The organism is Tepidibacillus infernus (genome assembly GCF_048898065.1).
Lineage (GTDB): Bacteria > Bacillota > Bacilli > Tepidibacillales > Tepidibacillaceae > Tepidibacillus_B > Tepidibacillus_B infernus.
The window spans coordinates 1,773,652-1,792,600 of the sequence record NZ_JBLWFI010000001.1; the positions used below are offsets into that span (position 1 = coordinate 1,773,652).

16 protein-coding genes and 1 riboswitch are annotated in these 18,949 nt (G+C 36.9%); of the genes, 1 reads left to right on the plus strand and 15 read right to left on the minus strand.

The genetic code is table 11. From position 1 onward, the window contains the following. Positions 1-240: 240 nt before the first annotated feature. The 15 genes from TEPIDINF_RS08965 to TEPIDINF_RS09035 form a co-directional block, all read right to left on the minus strand. On the minus strand, positions 241-1,035 hold the full coding sequence (locus TEPIDINF_RS08965) for an ABC transporter ATP-binding protein (RefSeq protein WP_068725852.1): 795 nt from the start codon (positions 1,033-1,035) through the stop codon (positions 241-243). Between the two features lie 13 nt (positions 1,036-1,048). Further along, positions 1,049-2,023 carry an ABC transporter permease gene (locus TEPIDINF_RS08970; RefSeq protein WP_068725854.1) on the minus strand — a complete coding sequence of 325 codons (975 nt, stop codon included), beginning with the start codon at positions 2,021-2,023 and terminating at the stop codon, positions 1,049-1,051. Between the two features lie 47 nt (positions 2,024-2,070). Next, positions 2,071-3,084, minus strand: coding sequence for an ABC transporter substrate-binding protein (locus TEPIDINF_RS08975; protein ID WP_068725857.1), 1,014 nt, complete (start codon positions 3,082-3,084; stop codon positions 2,071-2,073). A gap of 304 nt (positions 3,085-3,388) precedes the next feature. Beyond that, complete coding sequence (locus TEPIDINF_RS08980; RefSeq protein ID WP_068725859.1) at positions 3,389-3,604, minus strand: YqgQ family protein; 216 nt, start codon at positions 3,602-3,604, stop codon at positions 3,389-3,391. 31 nt (positions 3,605-3,635) lie between these two features. After that, entirely contained in the window at positions 3,636-3,803 is a 168-nt protein-coding gene (locus TEPIDINF_RS08985; RefSeq protein WP_068725861.1) for a twin-arginine translocase TatA/TatE family subunit, read from the minus strand. 163 nt (positions 3,804-3,966) lie between these two features. Further along, a complete protein-coding gene (locus TEPIDINF_RS08990) occupies positions 3,967-5,313 on the minus strand; it encodes a sigma-54-dependent transcriptional regulator (RefSeq protein WP_069800755.1) in 1,347 nt (448 codons plus the stop codon). Next, a complete protein-coding gene (locus TEPIDINF_RS08995; RefSeq protein ID WP_421691797.1) occupies positions 5,313-7,499 on the minus strand; it encodes an ATP-binding protein in 2,187 nt (728 codons plus the stop codon). Before TEPIDINF_RS08995 ends, TEPIDINF_RS08990 begins: the two co-directional genes overlap by 1 nt. A gap of 18 nt (positions 7,500-7,517) precedes the next feature. Then, on the minus strand, positions 7,518-8,507 hold the full coding sequence (locus tag TEPIDINF_RS09000; RefSeq protein ID WP_068725867.1) for an ABC transporter substrate-binding protein: 990 nt from the start codon (positions 8,505-8,507) through the stop codon (positions 7,518-7,520). Between the two features lie 326 nt (positions 8,508-8,833). Further along, the gene (locus TEPIDINF_RS09005; RefSeq protein WP_181482283.1) at positions 8,834-9,064 is read right to left on the minus strand and encodes a hypothetical protein; all 231 of its coding nucleotides are present in this window, start codon (positions 9,062-9,064) and stop codon (positions 8,834-8,836) included. After that, positions 9,012-10,313 (minus strand): IS91 family transposase, encoded by a 1,302-nt coding sequence (locus TEPIDINF_RS09010; protein WP_421691798.1) that lies wholly within the window; start codon positions 10,311-10,313, stop codon positions 9,012-9,014. The genes TEPIDINF_RS09005 and TEPIDINF_RS09010 overlap by 53 nt, the downstream gene beginning before the upstream one ends. Positions 10,314-10,437: 124 nt before the next feature. Next, complete coding sequence (locus TEPIDINF_RS09015) at positions 10,438-11,412, minus strand: 4Fe-4S binding protein (RefSeq protein ID WP_068725869.1); 975 nt, start codon at positions 11,410-11,412, stop codon at positions 10,438-10,440. A 90-nt stretch (positions 11,413-11,502) separates the two neighbouring features. Beyond that, entirely contained in the window at positions 11,503-12,669 is a 1,167-nt protein-coding gene (nrfD, locus tag TEPIDINF_RS09020) for an NrfD/PsrC family molybdoenzyme membrane anchor subunit (protein WP_201024184.1), read from the minus strand. Between the two features lies 1 nt (position 12,670). After that, a complete protein-coding gene (dsrO, locus tag TEPIDINF_RS09025; RefSeq protein ID WP_068725871.1) occupies positions 12,671-13,291 on the minus strand; it encodes a sulfate reduction electron transfer complex DsrMKJOP subunit DsrO in 621 nt (206 codons plus the stop codon). Continuing rightward, entirely contained in the window at positions 13,284-13,946 is a 663-nt protein-coding gene (locus tag TEPIDINF_RS09030; RefSeq protein ID WP_068725873.1) for a TorD/DmsD family molecular chaperone, read from the minus strand. Before TEPIDINF_RS09030 ends, dsrO begins: the two co-directional genes overlap by 8 nt. Positions 13,947-13,964: 18 nt before the next feature. Then, positions 13,965-17,027 carry a molybdopterin dinucleotide binding domain-containing protein gene (locus TEPIDINF_RS09035; protein ID WP_421691799.1) on the minus strand — a complete coding sequence of 1,021 codons (3,063 nt, stop codon included), beginning with the start codon at positions 17,025-17,027 and terminating at the stop codon, positions 13,965-13,967. Between the two features lie 293 nt (positions 17,028-17,320). Then, positions 17,321-17,463: riboswitch (cyclic di-AMP (ydaO/yuaA leader) on the plus strand. A gap of 83 nt (positions 17,464-17,546) precedes the next feature. On the opposite strand from TEPIDINF_RS09035, the gene TEPIDINF_RS09040 reads away from it, so the two are divergent. Beyond that, positions 17,547-18,809, plus strand: coding sequence for a dicarboxylate/amino acid:cation symporter (locus tag TEPIDINF_RS09040; protein WP_068725877.1), 1,263 nt, complete (start codon positions 17,547-17,549; stop codon positions 18,807-18,809). Positions 18,810-18,949: the final 140 nt, after the last annotated feature.

Consider the following 18,949-nt stretch of genomic DNA (forward strand, 5'->3'; position numbering starts at 1 on the left):
GCAGTCTTACCCCACGTTTTGCGCCTAATATTGTTCGTGTTCCTCGGGTCAGAACTTTGCCGCCGGCTTCCTTCAGATTCCACCTCGCGATGGACACCCTTGCCTTAAGCTAATGGTTGGTCGCTACATACCCCCATAGCGGACTTTCACCGCCTAGTTAATCGCCATGCGTGGCGCACTTGAAAATTTTTAAGGGAACCCATATGGATTCCCTTAAAAAATATATTGATAACTTACACACTACCCTAACACAACTCGATCATCAACAAATTGTTCTCCTTTTAAATCTTCAAAGGCACGGATAAGGTCTTTCACGGTCATTTTTGCCTTTTGCAATTCATTTAACTCAAGGACGATTTCTCCTTGGTGCATCATGATGAGTCGATTACCCAGCTTTAATGCCTGATCCATATTGTGCGTTATCATCAATGTGGTTAATCGATCTTGTCTTACTATTTTTTCGGTTAAATGGGTAATCAATTGGGCTCGTTTTGGGTCTAATGCGGCAGTATGTTCATCAAGAAGTAGAATTTTAGGTTTGGTAAAGGTGGCCATAAGTAAACTAAGTGCTTGCCTTTCTCCTCCTGATAGCAATCCTACTTTATGCTCCAAACGATTTTCTAAATCAAGTTCTAGTACTGATAATGAGGATTGAAAAAAATCTCGTAGCTTACTATTTAAAGCAACCCTTAGTCCTCTACTTTTTCCCCGTTTGTATGCCATCGCCAAATTTTCTTCAATGGTCATCGTTGGCGAGGTTCCTGCCATTGGGTCTTGAAATACTCGTCCAATCAATTTTGCTCGCCCGCTTTCTGGCCATCTCGTAATCTCTTGTCCATCAATATAAATATTTCCTTCATCGACCTGATGAACACCGGCAATGGCGTTCATTAATGTTGATTTTCCAGCTCCATTTGTTCCGATCACTGTTACAAAATCACCGGGATATAACCGTAAATCAATGTGACGTAGTGCAGGCTTTTCATTTACTGTACCTATATTAAATGTTTTTGACACATTTTCAATTCGTAACATCCTTTTTCACCCCTTAGCTTTTCTCTGCGCTGACTTTTTGAACAGCATAATCAAGTTGCTCAACTTTTTTAGGACCAGCTTGTGATTTCTTTGTCCTTTTAGAGAAAGATGGAAAAGTGAGTGAAAAAATGACGAGAACTGCAGTAATTAGCTTCATATCGGTTGGGCTTAGCCATGGTAAATATAAAGCGATCGCAATCACTAGTCGATAAATAATGGCACCACCTATAACAGCAATCGTTGACCGCTTAATCGATTTGGAACCAAACACTGCCTGGCCAATGATAACGGAAGCCAAACCAATAACGATCATCCCAATTCCCATTTGTACATCAGCATAACCTTGATATTGAGCCATCATCCCACCTGCTAAACCTACTAAAGCATTGGAAAGAATCAGTCCCATCATGATCGAATGGTGTGTATTTACGCCAAAACTCCTAATCATCGAAGGATTATCACCAGTTGCACGAATCGCCAAGCCAATATCCGTTCGTAAAAACCAGTCAATGGCCAATTTTAATAGTAGAACGACAAGTAATAAGGCGAACGAATAGAGCCACTGATTAACTTCTTCACCATTTGTCGCTCCAAGCCATTGTACGATCTGTTCCTTTATTTTACCAACCGGTGTAAAAATAGTATCTGCTCGAAAAAGTGATAAATTTGAGGTACCCATAATCTTTAAGTTAATGGAATATAAAGCGGTCATCGTAAGAATTCCAGCAAGCAACCCGTCAATCTTCCCTTTCGTATGAAGGATTCCTGTAATCAGTCCAGCAATTCCCCCGGAAATAAAAGCAAAGATTAAGGCAAGGAAGGGATTGACTCCCTTTGTAATCAATAGAGCAGAAATAGCAGCTCCCATAGGGAAGCTACCATCTACTGTTAAATCAGGATAATTTAAGATACGAAAAGCTAAATATACACCTAAAGCCATTATGGCAAAGATAAATCCTTGTTCTAACGATCCAATTACAATTCCCATTTCTGTCCCTCCCAAGATGAATCGTTATCTAACCTTTATTGTTCATATTACTGTTCGAACACTTCATCTGCTTCTTGAAGTAAGTCCTCTGGTAATTGTACGCCCATTCTTTCAGCTGCTTTTTTGTTAATCACCAATTTCATTTCTTTTTGGGTTTCAATCGCCATATCTTCTGGTTTTGCTTCACCCTTTAAAATTTTTACAGCCATTTCCCCTGTCTGATAACCTAGTTTATAATAATCTAAACCATAAGTGATTAACCCACCACGTTTCACCGAATCTCCTTCTCCGACAACAACGGGAAGTTTACCTGCTTCAGCAACCATGAGGACTGCTTCCATACTGGAGACAACGGTGTTATCTGTAGGAATATAAAAAGCATCAATCTTTGGAGCCAATGCATCAGCTGCTTGTTTTACTTCCGAACTGTTCGTAATCCCGGCTAATTCCAATGTTAACCCTAGTTCTTCAGCAGCTGCTTGTGCCATTTTTACCTGTACTTCTGAATTGGCTTCACCCGTATTGTAAATAATTCCAACCGTCTTTGCTTCTGGTTTTACCTTTTTCACTAATTGTAATTGTTCCTTTACAGGGTTCATATCTGTGGTTCCTGTAACATTTGTCCCAGGTTTTTCCATTGACTTAACAATACCTGCACTTACCGGATCTGTAACAGCAGTGATCAGAATAGGAATTGAATTCGTTTGTTGAGCAACAGCTTGTGCTGAAGGAGTAGCAATGGCAAAAATCATATTTTTCTTATCATTTACGAATTTTTGTGCGATTGTATTTAATGTATCCCTATTCCCTTGAGCATTCTGGTAATCAAATTGAACTTGTTTTCCTTCTTCATATCCTAATGCTTTTAATGCATCGATAAACCCTTGTCGTGATGCATCCAAGGAAGGGTGTTCAACGATTTGAATAATCCCGATGTTAACCATTTCCTTCGTTTCTTCTGTTTCTTTTACTTCGGTACTACTTTGACTAGAACAACCAATTAAAGAAAGTAAACTTCCAATTAAAACGAAAATGAATGCCCCTCTTAACCACTTCTTCATCTTTATCTCTCCCGTTTGTTCATTCTAAAAATAGATTCCATTCTCTTTAACGCCGATACGCTTTAACGCTTATAGGCATTAAAGCATTTTCGTTTATCATATCAATCTTTTAAACAATTTACAATGATTTTTTAATCATTTTCATAAAATTAGGCCATAATAAAAAGTTTATATATCCCAACGCACTCCGTTGTTCGTGCATTTCTTTTGAATGAAAAAATTAGAAAGAAATACACTCCCAAAAGTCGCTGCTTATGGAATATACAAACCTCCAATAGCAGTAAAAAAAGAGCAGTCATTTCGACTACTCCTTTGATTCTGGTAAAATCTCTTCTTTGTATTCTCTTTTCAGTATTGATTTTGCTTCTTTATATTCTTCGATCGTAATCAAATTGCTTTCATAAAGATCCTGTAGTTCTAAGTCCATTAAGACGATATCGTCAAGACGATTTCCCGTATAAATGAACGCACCAAACCTTTTTAAGATCGCTTGTACATCTGTAAGATCATTTTTCCCCATGAAATCACTCTTTCATCAGGCAACAGAATGATTAAGCTTTTTTCTCCTCATCATCTAAAAGGTCCTTAGTTGCACTTTTGAATTCTTTTATGGTTCTACCAAATGCTCTCCCGATCTCTGGTAATTTGCTTGGGCCAAAGATGACTAAAGCAATCACTAAAATCAAAATCAATCCAGGTATTCCAATATTATTAAGCATGATATCCCCTCCAAGGTTAAATGTTGTTCCTTACTTTATACTTTAGCAAAATCAATGCCAATTTAGAATCCCTTTATTATGACGATTTCTAAAACATTTGCAGAGCTTATTGTCATTAACATTCCTGCCAAACTGACATCTCTATGCAAAAATGTCATAGTTACTAACGTTCTATCCCATAGGTTTCAATTTTACGATAAAGGTTTCTTAAACTTATCCCTAAGATTTGTGCCGTTCTCGTTTTGTTCCAATCACATTGTTCTAGGACACGAATGATATGATTTTTTTCTACTTCGTCTAACGAGATCAATGCAAGATCCTCTGCTATGAAATCATTTTTATTGAGGCCATGAGGAAAAATATCTTGTGGTTCTATCTTTTCATTACTGGATAACAAGACTCCGCGCTCAATTAAATGAGATAACTCACGAACATTACCTGGAAAATGGTAATTAGTCAGGGCTTCAATCGTGGCTGGACTTAATTCTTTTCGTCCATATCTTTGTTGATACTTTTTCAAAAAATAGGCTGCTAATAAAGGAATATCCGATTTTCGTTCTCTTAGTGGAGGAACGACCAATTTCATCACATTGAGGCGAAAATAAAGGTCTTCACGAAAGTTACCTTTTTCAATCTCTTCCTCCAAATTACGATTTGTGGCAGCAACTAGACGAACATCAACTCTACGTAATTGATTTTCACCAACACGGCGAAATTCTCCACTTTCTAGGAATCTTAGTAATTTGACTTGTAAAGATAATGGCATTTCCCCTATTTCGTCAAGAAACAAAGTACCTTTATGTGCCATTTCCACTAAACCTTTCTTTTCTGACACAGCTCCTGTAAACGCTCCTTTGGCATGACCAAACAATTCACTTTCTAAAAGGTTCTCCATTAATGCTCCTGAATTGATCGCAATAAAAGGTTGGTTTGATCGTTCGCTCCAAGTATGGACAGCTCTCGCAATCAATTCCTTTCCAGTCCCACTTTCACCTTCAATTAAGACAGGAACATGACTTTGTGCAAGGCGTTTGGTCATCTCAAGTAGCATTTTTAATTTTGGATGTTCACCAATGATTTCAAATTGCATCCCTTCGATTTGCATCACTTCTTTTAATCGTTTATTTTCCTCAAAGAGTTGTTTTTTCTCTAAAGCTTTTTGAATAATCACGTCTAATTCTGCTAAGTTATATGGTTTTGTTAAATAATCATAGGCACCTGATTTCATCGCATCAATCGCCGTTTCGACCGTTCCGTGACCTGTTAACATAATCACTTCCATATTTGGACTTCGTTTCTTGGATTCACGAAGCAACTCGATTCCATCCATCCCAGGCATCTTAATATCATAGATACCAATATCATATGAGGTTTGTTCCATTTGCTTTAATGCTTCATGCCCTGAAGCGAAACCAGATACCTGATACCCTTTTCTTTTGAGTCGTTGAACTAAAAGTTGTAAAAGATCTTGTTCATCGTCAACAACAATCATTTGTACAGATTCTTTCATCAAATCACCTCCTGGTTCTTTTGCTGAGTAGTTGACAAGACAATTGTTACGATAGTGCCTTTTCCTTCTTCACTTTCTATTCGTATATCACCATTCATTTTTTTCAATATATTATAAGAAATATATAAGCCTAGACCTGTTCCTTTACCCACTGGTTTTGTCGTATAAAATGGATCAAAAACCTTAATAAGCTGTTCCTTATTCATTCCATGTCCATTATCTTTGATATGAATTTCAAGTTGATTTGGTTTTTCAATTGCTTGAATTTCTAGCAAGCCATTCTCATCCATGGCATCAATTGCATTCTGAATGATATTGATAAGGACTTGTTGAATTTGTAATCCATCACCATGAATCAAAGGTAAAGGTAAATCATATTTTTTCACCAATTGGATCTGTTTTTTCTTTAAACTATGTTGTAAAAGAACTAGACTATCCTCAAGTACTTTAATAGGATCTACATCATTGGCAACAAATGAATTCTTTCGGGAAAAATTAAGCAAATTATTGGTAATCATTTTACATCGATCTACATTATTTCGGATGATATCTAAATAATGGTCAACTTCACCATTTAGAATCAACTCTTGCGTAGGTTCTTCTTTGATTCGCTCTTTTAAATCTTCGGCATAGGCACTAATCGATGCTAACGGGTTATTTACTTCATGGGCAAATCCTGATGCTAATATACCCAATGCTGATAACTTATCCGCCTGTACTACCATTTCTTCTAGTTGCCTTTGCTCAGTAATATCTTCAACTACAACAAGGTAATTCGCTTCTCCTGCCCTTACTCTTTCCAATGGATACATACGATGACTATAAATTCGATTTTCCCCAAGTTCATTGATCGTTGTAACGACTTCATTTTGACATTGCTTTGGATCTTTTAATGTAATTGGACAATCTTTACATGGTTCTTTTAACCTGCCTAATAAAGTATAGCATGACAGTCCTTTTTCATCATTCGCTAGCCACTCCTTTAGACGATCATTCATCCATTCTACAGTAAAGTCTTCATGGACCAAGGCAAAACCTGCTCTACTTCCATTAATAATTGTATCCAATCTTTCTTTTTCTTGCTCTAAATGCTCAGATTTTAATTGTAATTCGTTTGTCATCCGATTAAACGCTTCAGAAAGCTTTCCAAATTCATCTTTTGCTTTATAATTGATTTTTACATTTAAAAAACCCTGTGTAACTTTACGTACTGCTTTTTCCATCAATTCAATCGGTTTAGTGAACCATACCCCAAATATAATACTAACTAGCACAACGATAAGAGTTACGATTAACATCATCAAAATCAGGCGCTGTACAAGTAAATCAATCGGGGCAAAAGCTTTATCAATCGGTTGCTCAATCACTACTCCCCAATTTGCTGATTTAATTGGAGCGTATGCCCCCATAACTTTTTCTCCAGTATAACTTTGATAGGAAATTGGTTGTTTTATTATTTCTTTTTCTTCTACCATCCGTTTTAATTCTGGAGATATAATTACATTTTTAGTTAATAAGACTTGTCCAAAATCGGTATGAGCAATCAAGCGCGACTTATCATCAATTAGATAAATATAGCTCTGATTGCCTGTGTGAATCGCTGATATTTGCTTAAATGTTCCTCTCAAGCTAATTTCAATAATAATTCCGCCATGAAAATCTTGATGGTCTGGCGAATAAAAAGGAACTCCAATATTCACATAAGGATTCCCATCCTCTTTAAATAAAACATCTCCCACTAAACATTGTCCATTCTGAGATTCAGTTTTTAATTTTTCCAACTGGCTTTTTAAAATACGCGTCTGGGGGATAATTTCCCAACGCATCGCCGACGCCATGACCTTGCCATTTTCATCAAAGACATAAGCATTCTCTATTTCCGGATTTTGTTTTAGAAATCCATAAAGGCTCTGTTCCCACTTTTCTCTATTCGTCTCCTTATCAAGATCCTCTATTTCATTCGAATCAATTAAAAGCTGCATTCTTCCTTTAATCGAGGTTAATAAATGTTCTACTTCTGTTGCTGCGCGTTGAACAATATAGAGTTGTTTTTCTTGTATACTTCCCTCAAGTCCCGCTTTTGTCGTTTGAATCGTATATAAACCAATAATGGCGATAGGTACAATCGACATCATCACACCAAAAAATAAAAGTTTAAATTTGATTCGATTCCACCATGGAACCATTTAGCATTCCTCCTGTGCCTACTCTATCCTTTGAATAAAGGCATTTCCTATTTTGGAAAATTCGATATTTAAGGCTCTTTCCGTTTTTGCATTAACGAGCAAACGCACAGTATCTGGTTTCTCAACTGGTATACTTCCTGCGCTTTGGCCATGCAAGATTTGACTCACGGTACTAGCACATTGAAAACCTTGGTCATAGTAAGAGACACCATAAGATAATAAAAATCCATTTTTAATATCACTTGACTGCACACCAAACGTTGGAATATTGCGTTCTAATGCCAATTGTCCTATGGTTAAACTTGCTTTTTCTAAAAAGTAACTAGGTAGAACAAGGATTCCATCATTCTCTTGAAAAGAAAAGGATTTAAGTTCTTTTAACTGTTCCAAATTAGAGATTGGGATAGGGGATATCCCGATCTGAAGCTTTTCGCTCACTTGTTTCACCTTTTCTAGACTTAATAAACTTGCGTCTATTTTTTCATCATAAATAACAATGATTCGGTTAAGCGAAGGTAATAATAATTTAAACAATTGCAATCGTTTACCTGATAATTCAACATGTCCATTTTCAACACCTGTAAGTCTACCATTTGGTTTCTGATAGCTTTCTACTAAGTTTAACTGTATGGCATCAGCAACGCCAAGGAAGATAATCGGCGTTTTCCCTCGGCTATTTTCCTTGAAAAATTTCGTTTCAATTGCACCACCAGCAATAATAACATCCAGATCCATTGCATCAAGTTCATTGGCGTATTTTTTTATTAAATCTATCTGATTATCTGCATTTTTGATGACAAACGATGTATTCATCCCTTCAACATATCCCAGGTTTTGCAACCCTTCTTTCAGGCCTTTAATTTTTTCTATTCTTTCAGTACCACTAATTAAAACCCCAATTTTATACTTTTCTTTTGTATTTACTAGTTCATTGGAAGATTGAATATACCAAAAAGAAAAAAGAATAATGCCTATTACTATTAGAATGATCCTAATCATTTTTTTCATTATTTGTCACCCAAATCTCTTTTTCTACTATTTATCATTTTACCATAGATTTCACTATGATTATAAAATAAAATGTGTGTTAAATTTATGCTAAAAAAAGGTTTGTATATTCCATCGCGCTCCGTCATCCGTGCCCTTCTATGAATAAAGATTAAGGAGAGAAGGGCACTTCTGAAGGCACACAAAGTGTACAAGTCGTGCTACACAGCTAAAGCTGCTAGTCACGCTATGTCGCTGCTTATGGAATATACAAACCCTTAAATGACAAATGGAAGAAAGTTATACTTTCTTAATCTTAAGAAAAACCGGGCATAGCCCGGTCCTTTTTATTTTGGTGATTTAATATCACTTAGTCGATATTCTTTACCTTGTAACCCTTTATAATATTCAGGGTACATTTCTCCCCCACACTCTTCACAAGTAAACATAGGTGGAACCGAAAGGTCTCCATCATCCATTGCGTCAAAATCTTGCACAACTCTTAAAGGTATTTCTTCTACTAATTCACACTGCAAGCAATGGTAAATGACCATTTGCTGCTTTTTTATTTGAGTCAAATTGTTTACTTTCTTTCGTTTTTTCCCTTTTCGCCGATGTTTGGAAACTGGTGATATAACGAATCTCTCCCTCCAAATATTTCTTTGTCATTTGATCTATTGCAAATTTTATTACTAGTATACCATCTTCAAGGCATACTTCACCCTTATATTCATAATAATTTTCACAATGAGGACATATCACGTCTCTTCTTCCACTTGCCACTATTCTTTCCCTCCACGTCTGACGACGTAAGGTCTTTTTAATTTTCACAATCCATTTTCTTGCTTTTTCTTGCCATACAGTGAGTATTTTTTTGCTTATTGTTTTGATTCTTCTGGAATACACCCCATAATGACGAATCGTTTTAAATTGCTCATCTGGTATATGACGAATGAGCCGTGAAATAAATTCTTCTACACTGACTGTTTCTGTTTTTTCTTTCCCATCTGTTTTGTCATGGTATTTAAAAGTTACACATTGACCATCATATGCTTCAATCCTATTGATTCCAATTGCAGGTCGACGAATATAACGACCAATGTAGCGTAGCTGCTCTTTTATGCTCCCTTTCTGTTTTGGGGCATACACATAGAAGCCTTCACCATTTTCGGTAAACGCCTTTTGAAGTCGGGATTGTATTTTTTTCTTTTCTTTTCCTGTTAATCCTTTACGTATTAGTTTCAGTACAACAGTTTGCCATTGTTTTCGAAGCATTGTAAAGGGCAAGTAGTCATATTGTTTCCATTCCCCTTTTTTCGTCAACCCACCCATAGTCACTAACATATGAACATGTGGATTAAAGTTAATCCTTGAGCCAAAAGTATGTAATCCTGCGATGATCCCTGGCGTTACTTTGGCTTTCTTTTGAAAGAAGTCGGTTAAAAGCCTTGCGGCTTTATCCATTAAATCTTTTAATAAATGTCGATGAAGTAGAAATACATCTCGCAATCCCTCATCAATTGTAAAAATAACATGCCTATGATTAACCTGAAAAACGTCTTCTGTCAACAACCTACTCCATTCTTCACTTTCCCCAACTGAGCATGTTGTGCAAAAACGTCCTTTACAGCGATGGGGTACCTTCCGAACATCATGACATCCTTCACACACGAAAAGCTTAAATCCTTTTTTAAAGTCTCCACAATCGCGAAATTTCTCTACTTCTTTAATAACAATGGGTCTGATCTTTTTACCATATTTATTTTTGAATTTCTCCCAGTGTTGATGTTGGTCAAAGAAAATACGTTTTAATATGTTCGTCTCCATACAACAAAAATACCACAGTATCAAGGACTGTGGTAGATCAAAATTTTATACTTTCTTATCTTTTAAAAAAAGTAGCGTAGCCCAATTGACTACGCCATCTTTGTATCATTAATAAAGGGAAGAATTATAGAAATGTTATCGCTTTTCGGTAACAAACATCTTCACATAGATGACAATCTATACATTGTTCTTGAATCCAAGTGAAGTTCTTTTCTGATTCAGTAAGTTTAATCGCCTCGGTAGGACATACCTTTTCACAAATCCCACAATAGGTACATTGTTCTTCATTCAATTTTAAACTTTTATCCATCATTGGTATGGATTCTTTTTGTTTTGGTTTAATCCAATGTTCATATACTTGTAAGCGTATCGACTTTTGCGATACTAATTGACCATCTTTCCAAGGCGATTGTTCCTTTTGCTTAACCACACTTCTTACAATGATTTGCTTTGTTTCTTTACCGAAAATCTTAAAAAATTCTCGCCGATCCATTAGATTAAGATCATCGGATTGTTCTTCTTTCTTACCTTGTTCTTGGATAATCTGCGATAGATAAGTCTTTTTATCCATCTCATGCCATTTAATCATAGGCCAACGTTCTCGCCATTTTACAAGTTTTTGCTTAAATAATTGAAAACCCTGTTTTAACTGGCAAGAGGAGCAAGGTTCAGTCAAAAAGTTGAACTCTGTTATACCGTTAGCAATCGCTAGCTGAACCCCAAGGTCATCTAATTGGCCCAAACATGAGAGCATTTTTCCAGTCTCTTGTTGCATTCCATCCATTTGTTTGCAATGGAAAAACAATATTTCATTCGTCTCAGAATACGCTTTAATTGTTGTATAGTATTCCTTATTTGATTCAACTTTCATTTCAATCGCTTCGGTAGGACAAATAGAGGTACATAACCCACATCCTGTGCATGACCAATCAATAGAAAGTCCATCTTTTAAGTTAATAGCATCAAAAGGACATACTGTTTGACATGCATTGCAAGTGGAAGCTTTATGCCTTGTATGTGTGCATCGGTCAGAATGAATCACAATTGGCTTTTGCCTTTCCGCCCATTCTGTTCCTAACTTGATCAATTGGCTAAGCATAGTAATGTACCTCCTATCTAAGAAGTTTCAATATAAAAATGCATGTGTGCTTTTGCGAGCGAGCCTTCTTATCCTTGAATCGTAATCGTTTTAGATGAGTTTTTTATAACGATCCTTCTCTTCAGTGATTGGCAGAACATAGAATAATACCGCCAACAAGATGATTTCTAATGCAGCGAAGGTAAAAATAAAGGCTAAATGAGTTGGGTTAGGAATATATTCTGTCCATCCATTTCCATCTAATTGTAGCTGCAATCCTCCAACTACAAAGTTCATGCGCATAGCCATAACACCGAACAAGGTCATTAAAGATGCGATAGTGATTCCTGTATAAGTCTTACGAATTTTTGGAATGGAAAACATGATAAATGGAATCAATAATCCAATGGTTACTTCATACAGCAAGAATGGAACTCGATGTTCGCCATGGAGCATTTGCCAAGCCGTTTCGTATGCATTGGTTCCCGCATAGAAGAGTACAATAAAAGCTACGATTAAAAGTACTGCATCGACTAGAATAAACCAAACCATCATTTTTGCAATATCAAAAATCAACTCTTTGCGTTCTTCCGTAATTCTTTTCTTACTACTTAGATAACGTTCTGCAATCATCGTTAAGATTAACAGTAAGCCAGTTCCAGATACAATGGCTGACATCAAGAAGATAAATGGCATCAATGCTGTATTCCAAAGCCCTCTAGCCTGTACATTAGCCAATATGAATCCGGTATATCCATGGACTAATAATGCCAATGGTACATTAATCGTTCCTAAACGTTTTACCCATTTTTCATCTTTCTTATAAGACTCTTCTGTCGTCTCTAAGTGGCCAAATGATAAAAACTTATATAACTTACCTCTCCAATTCGTTAATGCTTTGGAGCCAAGTGCAAAATCTTTTCTAAACATAAACCAAGCATAGATCGCTGTCATTAAAGGATATAATGTTAAAAGAAATGAACCATAAGTAATTGGTGAAGTTGGGTTAAAGTAGACAAATAGGTGCCAAAATCTTGATGGCTGTTCTAGGTCTACGATCAAATGCAATGGTGCAACGACTAATAATGCTAATGCCATGATCGTCCCAATTTTTGCAATAGGTTTATATTTTTTAATGCCTAATACAGAACTTAAGCTGGATAATAAGAACGAACCGGCACTTAAACCTGTATAAAAGAAATATACAGAAATTAAATATCCTAATGGGATTTCATGTTCCACATTATAGAGATAATTTAGATTGATAAACTCTCCCACCTTATTTCTCCCCTTTCTTTAAGGCAGTATAATCGGAGTTCATAAGGGTTCCATCAGCATCGATGTAGTAAACTTGTGGTTTGGTACCCATTTCAGGTTTTAATACCTGTGTATTCTTAGTTGCAACTAATTGATGAACTAAACTGTCAGGATCGTTCAAATCACCAAAAATTCTTGCACCACTTACACAGGTGGCAACACATGCTGGCTCTAATCCTTCTTCTACACGGTGATAGCAGAATGTACATTTATCCACGGTTTTCGTAAGTGAATTTACATATCTCGCTTCATATGGGCATGCAGTGATACAATACTTACAACCAATACAACGATCATAATCAATCAGAATGGTTCCGTCTTCTGTACGCCATGTTGCTTCTACTGGACAAACTTTTTCACAGGGAGCTTCTTCACAATGATTACACAATCTTGGTAGTTTGGCTCTCTTAACATCTGGGAAAGTTCCTACTTCAATTTCCTTTACCCAAGTACGAAAAACCCCATCAGGTACATTATTTTCTACTTTACATGCTATTGTACATGCGTCGCATCCGCTGCATTTGGCTACGTCCACCACCATGGCATATCTCTTTTTGCGTTCTTCCACTTGTTGGTTAGGCATAACTGATCACCCCACTATTTAAAATCAACTCTCGATCCATCTCAATAAATTGCTGAATCAATTCAATCAGAACTCGGTAGATGGTTCCTTGTGCATCTAAATCAAAGGATTCACGATATTTTGCAATAAACGGTATGAGATGCTGTTCTAGCATTCCAAGCTCTTCCTCTTGAATTTTCCCTCTTACATCCATGGAAGAATAGGTTTCCATTCCGCAAAGGTGTGCCATGTACCCCAATTGATAACCAAAAAGATCAGACATTCCTAATTGCTTAAATGGTGTATAAATATCTAAGTTTTCTGGAACAAATTGAGCAGCTTCATAACGATTCGCTAATTCCACTTCAATTTCGCCCCACATTTTGTTGTAGATCACAATCGATTCAACAGCAGGTGAATATCTTCCTGATGTTGGTACGAAGAATAAATCATAAAAGTCTTGTTGTAACTCTTCAATCGTTTTTACGCCATTTTGATAGTTTTGTATAATTTGATCCCATTCATCAAAGGATACCTCTTCTGCAAAGATTTCTTTTAAATACGGAAGGGTATCCACCAACCCCTGAATCAATTCAGGAGTTGGTTCTTTTAATAGCATCGATGTTAAAAATTGATAGATGTGTTCACGTGCTGTAATTTCACCAATACTTAACATTCTTACCCCTCCTAGATGTTATAGTTTGACAATCTTTGCTCTTGTATCATTTCTAGAAATAGCTCCACTTACTGGATCATTAACAAGATTTCCGTTCTTTTCTCTATGAGCGATTGGATTTAATGCGATCCCAGCAGCAATTTTTTTATTTCCTTTTACTTCTTTTCCACCAACCTCATAGGTCTTGCTACCATATTCCCAATGGCCATAACCAAAGGCGATCGCAATACTACCCGGCATTAAGCCGTCACGAATTTTCGCTTCTCCTGTTGCTTCTCCTGTTGGTGTCACTATTTTTACTTGATCCCCATCATGAATGCCTAAACGCTCTGCATCAGACCTTGCGATTTGAATTTGGTTGGCTTCTTTCACATCTCTTAATTTACTAATATTAGCTAACGTAGAGGTACTTCTAAATCTTGATTTGTAAGAGAATAAGGTGAATGGCCACTCTGATTCTGGGTATTCCTTTTGGATTGGCGTTCCATCGCTAAATGCTGGTTCAATAAAGGTACCGGTTCCTTCAAAATATTCACCTGTAATGGAATCACGTGTTGAACCAACACTTTCGTTATAAATATTTAATATCTTAGGATATTTATATTTCAGATCATTTCCTTGGTATGCCTTTTCGTGTGGCTCAAAACGCCCCCCACGAACCATGACATATAAAGCCTTTTTCCACTCTTCAGTTGTGAGTGATTGTTCACTTCCTTTTAACATTTCATCAATTCCAGTCAACTGCACTTCACTTGGATCTACATCAGGGACTGGTGTTTCATCATAAGCAATGTTGGCAATCGCTCTTAAATAGAAGTCTTCCTGACGATGCAGTGGATATAATTTACCATCTGCACCAGGGATTGCTTGATCACCAAAGCCAGGTAATTCAATCATTTTAGCAACATCTATCAGATAGGTTTCCATATTGATGTGACGCCCATCTGGTAGTTTTGGTGTTTTTGGGGTAACCACTGGCCAACGAGTAGCTGAAACCTTATTGACCATTCCATTCCATATACTTGGTAATCCCCAGCTTTCATAGAAAACAGTATCTGGTACAATATAGTCAGCAAAAGCTGTTGTTTCACCCATTATTACATCAATAGATATAATTAAGGGTAGATTCTTTGGATCCTTGATTCCTTCAATAAAATCCTTTTGATAGAGCCCAGGTGTTGTATAGAAAGGATTCATTTGATGGTTGATTAAGATTTTTGCTTTATATGGATATCCCTTTATCGTAGCAGGAATAATATCTTGCATCATTGCTTGGGCAAATGGATAATATGGTTCTTTTGCTGGATAAGGATTTTCTCCTCTAGCTACTTTTTCTTTATATTCTGTCGTTTTCTCATAGGCAAACTTATCTTTTGCTATACGAACGCCTTTAGGTTTTGGCTTTTCAGGGAAACCAAGCAGATTATATTTAGGGCTCTCATCAAAAGTTTTGTAACCACCTGCACTTTTACTCATTCCACCTTTTTTATTCACACTACCTACCAATGCATTTAATAGAATGATTGATAAGCTATTATGAAAACCATTCGGATGCATGGATGGTCCACCATGATGATCAATCCCAACACGAGTTCCGCGCTTTGTGAATTCATCAGCTAACCAGATTATTTTTTCTACTGGAACACCGGATTTTTCGCTGTATTGTTGTAAAGTATATTTCTCTGCATTCTCTTTTAAAGCCATTAAAGAGGTCTTTACTTTGATGGAATTGCCATTTTGACCTTGAATTTCACCTTTGAATAAAATTTGACCCCATTTACTCTTTTTATCTGTAGATGGTTGAAGGGTATCGCGATCAATGACAACGTATTCTTCTTCCGTACCTAATCCAATCTCATTCGCTCTTAAAAACTTGCGATAATTAGGATGAGCTGGATCATCAATAATTAAGTAGGCTGCATTCGTCCAACTTGGGAAACCAATCGAAGCAGCTGTTTCTTTATTTACTGCAGATAAATATTTTTCATTGTAGCGATTATTTTCAAAGATCCAACGAATCATTCCCATCGCCAGTGCAGCGTCATAGCCCGGCTTAATTGGAATCCATTTTGCTTGAGTTCCAGTCAAATTTGGAAGAACTGGATCAACAACAGCAAACTGCAAACGTCCTTCTGTCGCGGCTTTGTTCGTTTTCTTAATTATTGGTTGATACGGGTTTCCTGCTTGGCCAGGTGCTGTCCCAAAGAAAATGATAAAATCTGACTCATCAAAATCAGGCTTCATATGTGGACTTTTTTGCCACTCATCCAAGAAGGCTTGATAAGCTATCCTTCTTGCACCACCACAGATTCCTGTATGGCCATACATATTGACCGTACCATAAGCCTGTTGAAATCGTTTTGCAAAATCTGTTCTTCCATCATAACGACCTCCAAGCACAACTAATTGATTTACCTTTGCTCCAAGCTCAGGGCGCTTAGGATCGATTAATGTCTTAAAGTCACGAACTTGTTTAAGTCCTTCAATCTCTTGATCTTCACCAATTTCACTAAACAATTTCCCACCATTTACGGTTTCATTTAACAATTCCTCATAGGAGATCGGCTTCCATTTCCCTTCTCCTCTTTTCCCATTTCGTTTTAATGGAACTAAGATTCGTTGAGGATCATATGTCGCTTCAAATGCACTATTTCCTCTTGGACAAACCGTAGCTCGATTGGTAATTCCCTTTTCCTCGTAGCGACTAGCAGATAGATAAGCTTCTAATAATGGAGTATCGTATTTGATTGGATTTTGAGCCGCACTTGGATGATAAGGATTCCCAAAAACTTTGATGATCTGACCTGTTTTCTTATCAATTTTTAAGCGGTTGCCACAATCACTAAAACAGCCAAGACAAACGCTGTTCCTCATGACAATATCTGGATTTAATTCAATTTTTCCTGTCTTTAGATCTACCTTAGCTTCTGGTACTTGCCCTGTCTTGGTTGAGCTCTTTACTCGATTGGACATTGGACGAAAGGTTTCATCTGCGGTTACCTTACTTAATCCAATTCCAAAGACGCTTAAAGAACCAATGAGGGCTGATGCTTTCAAAAAGTTCCTACGATTCAATTTCATAAAACAAACCACCCCATTCTTATAACATCTTTGTTTTTGATCTTTGTAGTTTTGTCTTGTGTAAAATGAGTTGCAAAACCCATGCCAAATTTTTAACCAGTCAGATATTAGGCTTCAAAACATATTCTGATTCCCATATATTCTTTTTTTCATGCAAAAATGTCCTTAACGATGACATTTTGGCATATAGTCTAAACCAAGTTTAGTTGCACTTTTATTTACACTTTCAGGAAATAATTGGAGTAATAGCCATTGACATTTTTAATATAAAACAATAAAATTTATTATAACTTTATATTTCTACGCTGAATCAAACTTGAGCGGGGGAACCATTTCTGTGATGAAATTGGTCACTAGGGGTGAATCCTTAAAATAGGTAGGGCGACTCTCACGTCCGAATCCGACAGCTAACCTCGTAAGCGTATAGGGAGAAGGATGGTTGTTTTTTCTAGCCATAGAAGAGCATAGCCCTTCTGTGGCTTTTTATTTCTATAAAAATGAAAAAAAAGGAGGAAATGTATGAAATTAACAGGTAAAATTTTAATTGCGTTAATCGTTGGTGGGGTCTTTGGTTTATTATTTAATTTGTTTGCTTCAGATTCTTTTCCATATGTAGACCAATATTTGCTAACGCCAATTGGAAAAATCTTTTTAAACTTAATCAGTATGTTAGTGGTACCAATCGTTTTCTTCTCGATAACTCTTGGTACAGCTGGAATAGGTGATCCCAAAAAGCTAGGCCGAATTGGAACAAAGACGATTAGTTTTTTCCTTTTTACAACTGGGATCGCAATTACGATCGGGTTATTCTTGGCAAGTGTGATTCAGCCAGGTGCAGGGTGGAATCTTGGTACTGAACAAGCAACCTTCCAAGGGAAAGAAGCGCCCCCTGTCATCGACACCTTATTAAGCATCATTCCGAAAAATCCGATACAATCCATGGCAAACGGAGATATGCTACCACTTATCACGTTCGCTGTCTTTATCGGTATTGGCATTGTAGCGCTAGGGAAAAAAGCAAATCGCTTCCTTGAATTTGTGGAACAGGGAAATGAGATTATGATGTATCTTGTTCATCTAGTCATGAGATTTGCTCCATATGGTACTTTTGCTTTAATCGCTTCTGCCATTGGCAAGCAAGGATTAACTGCAATTAAAGCAATGGGACTATATATGACGGTTGTCATCGCTGCATTATTTGTACACGCTATCGTTACCTATGGTTCTTCTCTTTTATTGATCGCTAAACAAAATCCAATCAGTTTCTTTAAAGGTTTTTTCCCAGCGATGGCGGTTGCATTTAGTACCTCTAGCAGTAGTGCGACATTACCCGTTTCGATGAAAGCTGCTCAAGAAAACCTAAATGTACCAAAATCGATTAGCTCCTTCGTTCAACCATTAGGTGCAACGATCAATATGGATGGAACTGCGATTATGCAAGGGGTTGCCACTGTATTTATTGCTCAAGTATATGGTGTTGATTTAACATTTAGTCAATTGTTAACTGTTGTATTAACTGCAACACTTGCAAGTATTGGAACCGCTTCTGTCCCAGGAGTAGGATTGGTCATGCTAACCATGGTGTTAAAATCAGTTGGTTTACCTGTAGAAGGAATTGGACTCATTTTAGGAGTTGACCGTATTCTTGACATGTTACGAACCTCGATCAATGTGGCAGGAGATGCCACTTGTGCAGTTGTGGTGGCCAAAACGGAGGAAAAACATATGGAACAACCTACAAAAGGAAGACTTGATTATCAAGAAACTGAATTGGCAGGTTAAAAAGGTTTGTATATTCCATCGCGCTCCGTCATCCGTACCCTTCTATGAATAAAGATTACGGAGAGAAGGGCACTTCTGAAGGTCGCAGCTTATGGAATATACAAACCCTTAAATGACAAATGGAAGAAAGTTATACTTTC

Bases quoted from the DNA above. Each gene is read 5' to 3' on its own strand.
- dsrO (WP_068725871.1), bottom strand. From the start codon at position 13,291: ATGCCTAACCAACAAGTGGAAGAACGCAAAAAGAGATATGCCATGGTG.
- TEPIDINF_RS08985 (WP_068725861.1), bottom strand. From the start codon at position 3,803: ATGCTTAATAATATTGGAATACCTGGATTGATTTTGATTTTAGTGATT.
- TEPIDINF_RS08980 (WP_068725859.1), bottom strand. From the start codon at position 3,604: ATGGGGAAAAATGATCTTACAGATGTACAAGCGATCTTAAAAAGGTTT.
- TEPIDINF_RS09010 (WP_421691798.1), bottom strand. From the start codon at position 10,313: ATGGAGACGAACATATTAAAACGTATTTTCTTTGACCAACATCAACAC.
- TEPIDINF_RS08975 (WP_068725857.1), bottom strand. From the start codon at position 3,084: ATGAAGAAGTGGTTAAGAGGGGCATTCATTTTCGTTTTAATTGGAAGT.
- TEPIDINF_RS09000 (WP_068725867.1), bottom strand. From the start codon at position 8,507: ATGAAAAAAATGATTAGGATCATTCTAATAGTAATAGGCATTATTCTT.
- TEPIDINF_RS09030 (WP_068725873.1), bottom strand. From the start codon at position 13,946: ATGTTAAGTATTGGTGAAATTACAGCACGTGAACACATCTATCAATTT.
- TEPIDINF_RS09015 (WP_068725869.1), bottom strand. From the start codon at position 11,412: ATGCTTAGCCAATTGATCAAGTTAGGAACAGAATGGGCGGAAAGGCAA.
- TEPIDINF_RS08970 (WP_068725854.1), bottom strand. From the start codon at position 2,023: ATGGGAATTGTAATTGGATCGTTAGAACAAGGATTTATCTTTGCCATA.
- TEPIDINF_RS09040 (WP_068725877.1), top strand. From the start codon at position 17,547: ATGAAATTAACAGGTAAAATTTTAATTGCGTTAATCGTTGGTGGGGTC.
- TEPIDINF_RS08990 (WP_069800755.1), bottom strand. From the start codon at position 5,313: ATGAAAGAATCTGTACAAATGATTGTTGTTGACGATGAACAAGATCTT.
- TEPIDINF_RS09035 (WP_421691799.1), bottom strand. From the start codon at position 17,027: ATGAAATTGAATCGTAGGAACTTTTTGAAAGCATCAGCCCTCATTGGT.
- TEPIDINF_RS08965 (WP_068725852.1), bottom strand. From the start codon at position 1,035: ATGTTACGAATTGAAAATGTGTCAAAAACATTTAATATAGGTACAGTA.
- TEPIDINF_RS08995 (WP_421691797.1), bottom strand. From the start codon at position 7,499: ATGGTTCCATGGTGGAATCGAATCAAATTTAAACTTTTATTTTTTGGT.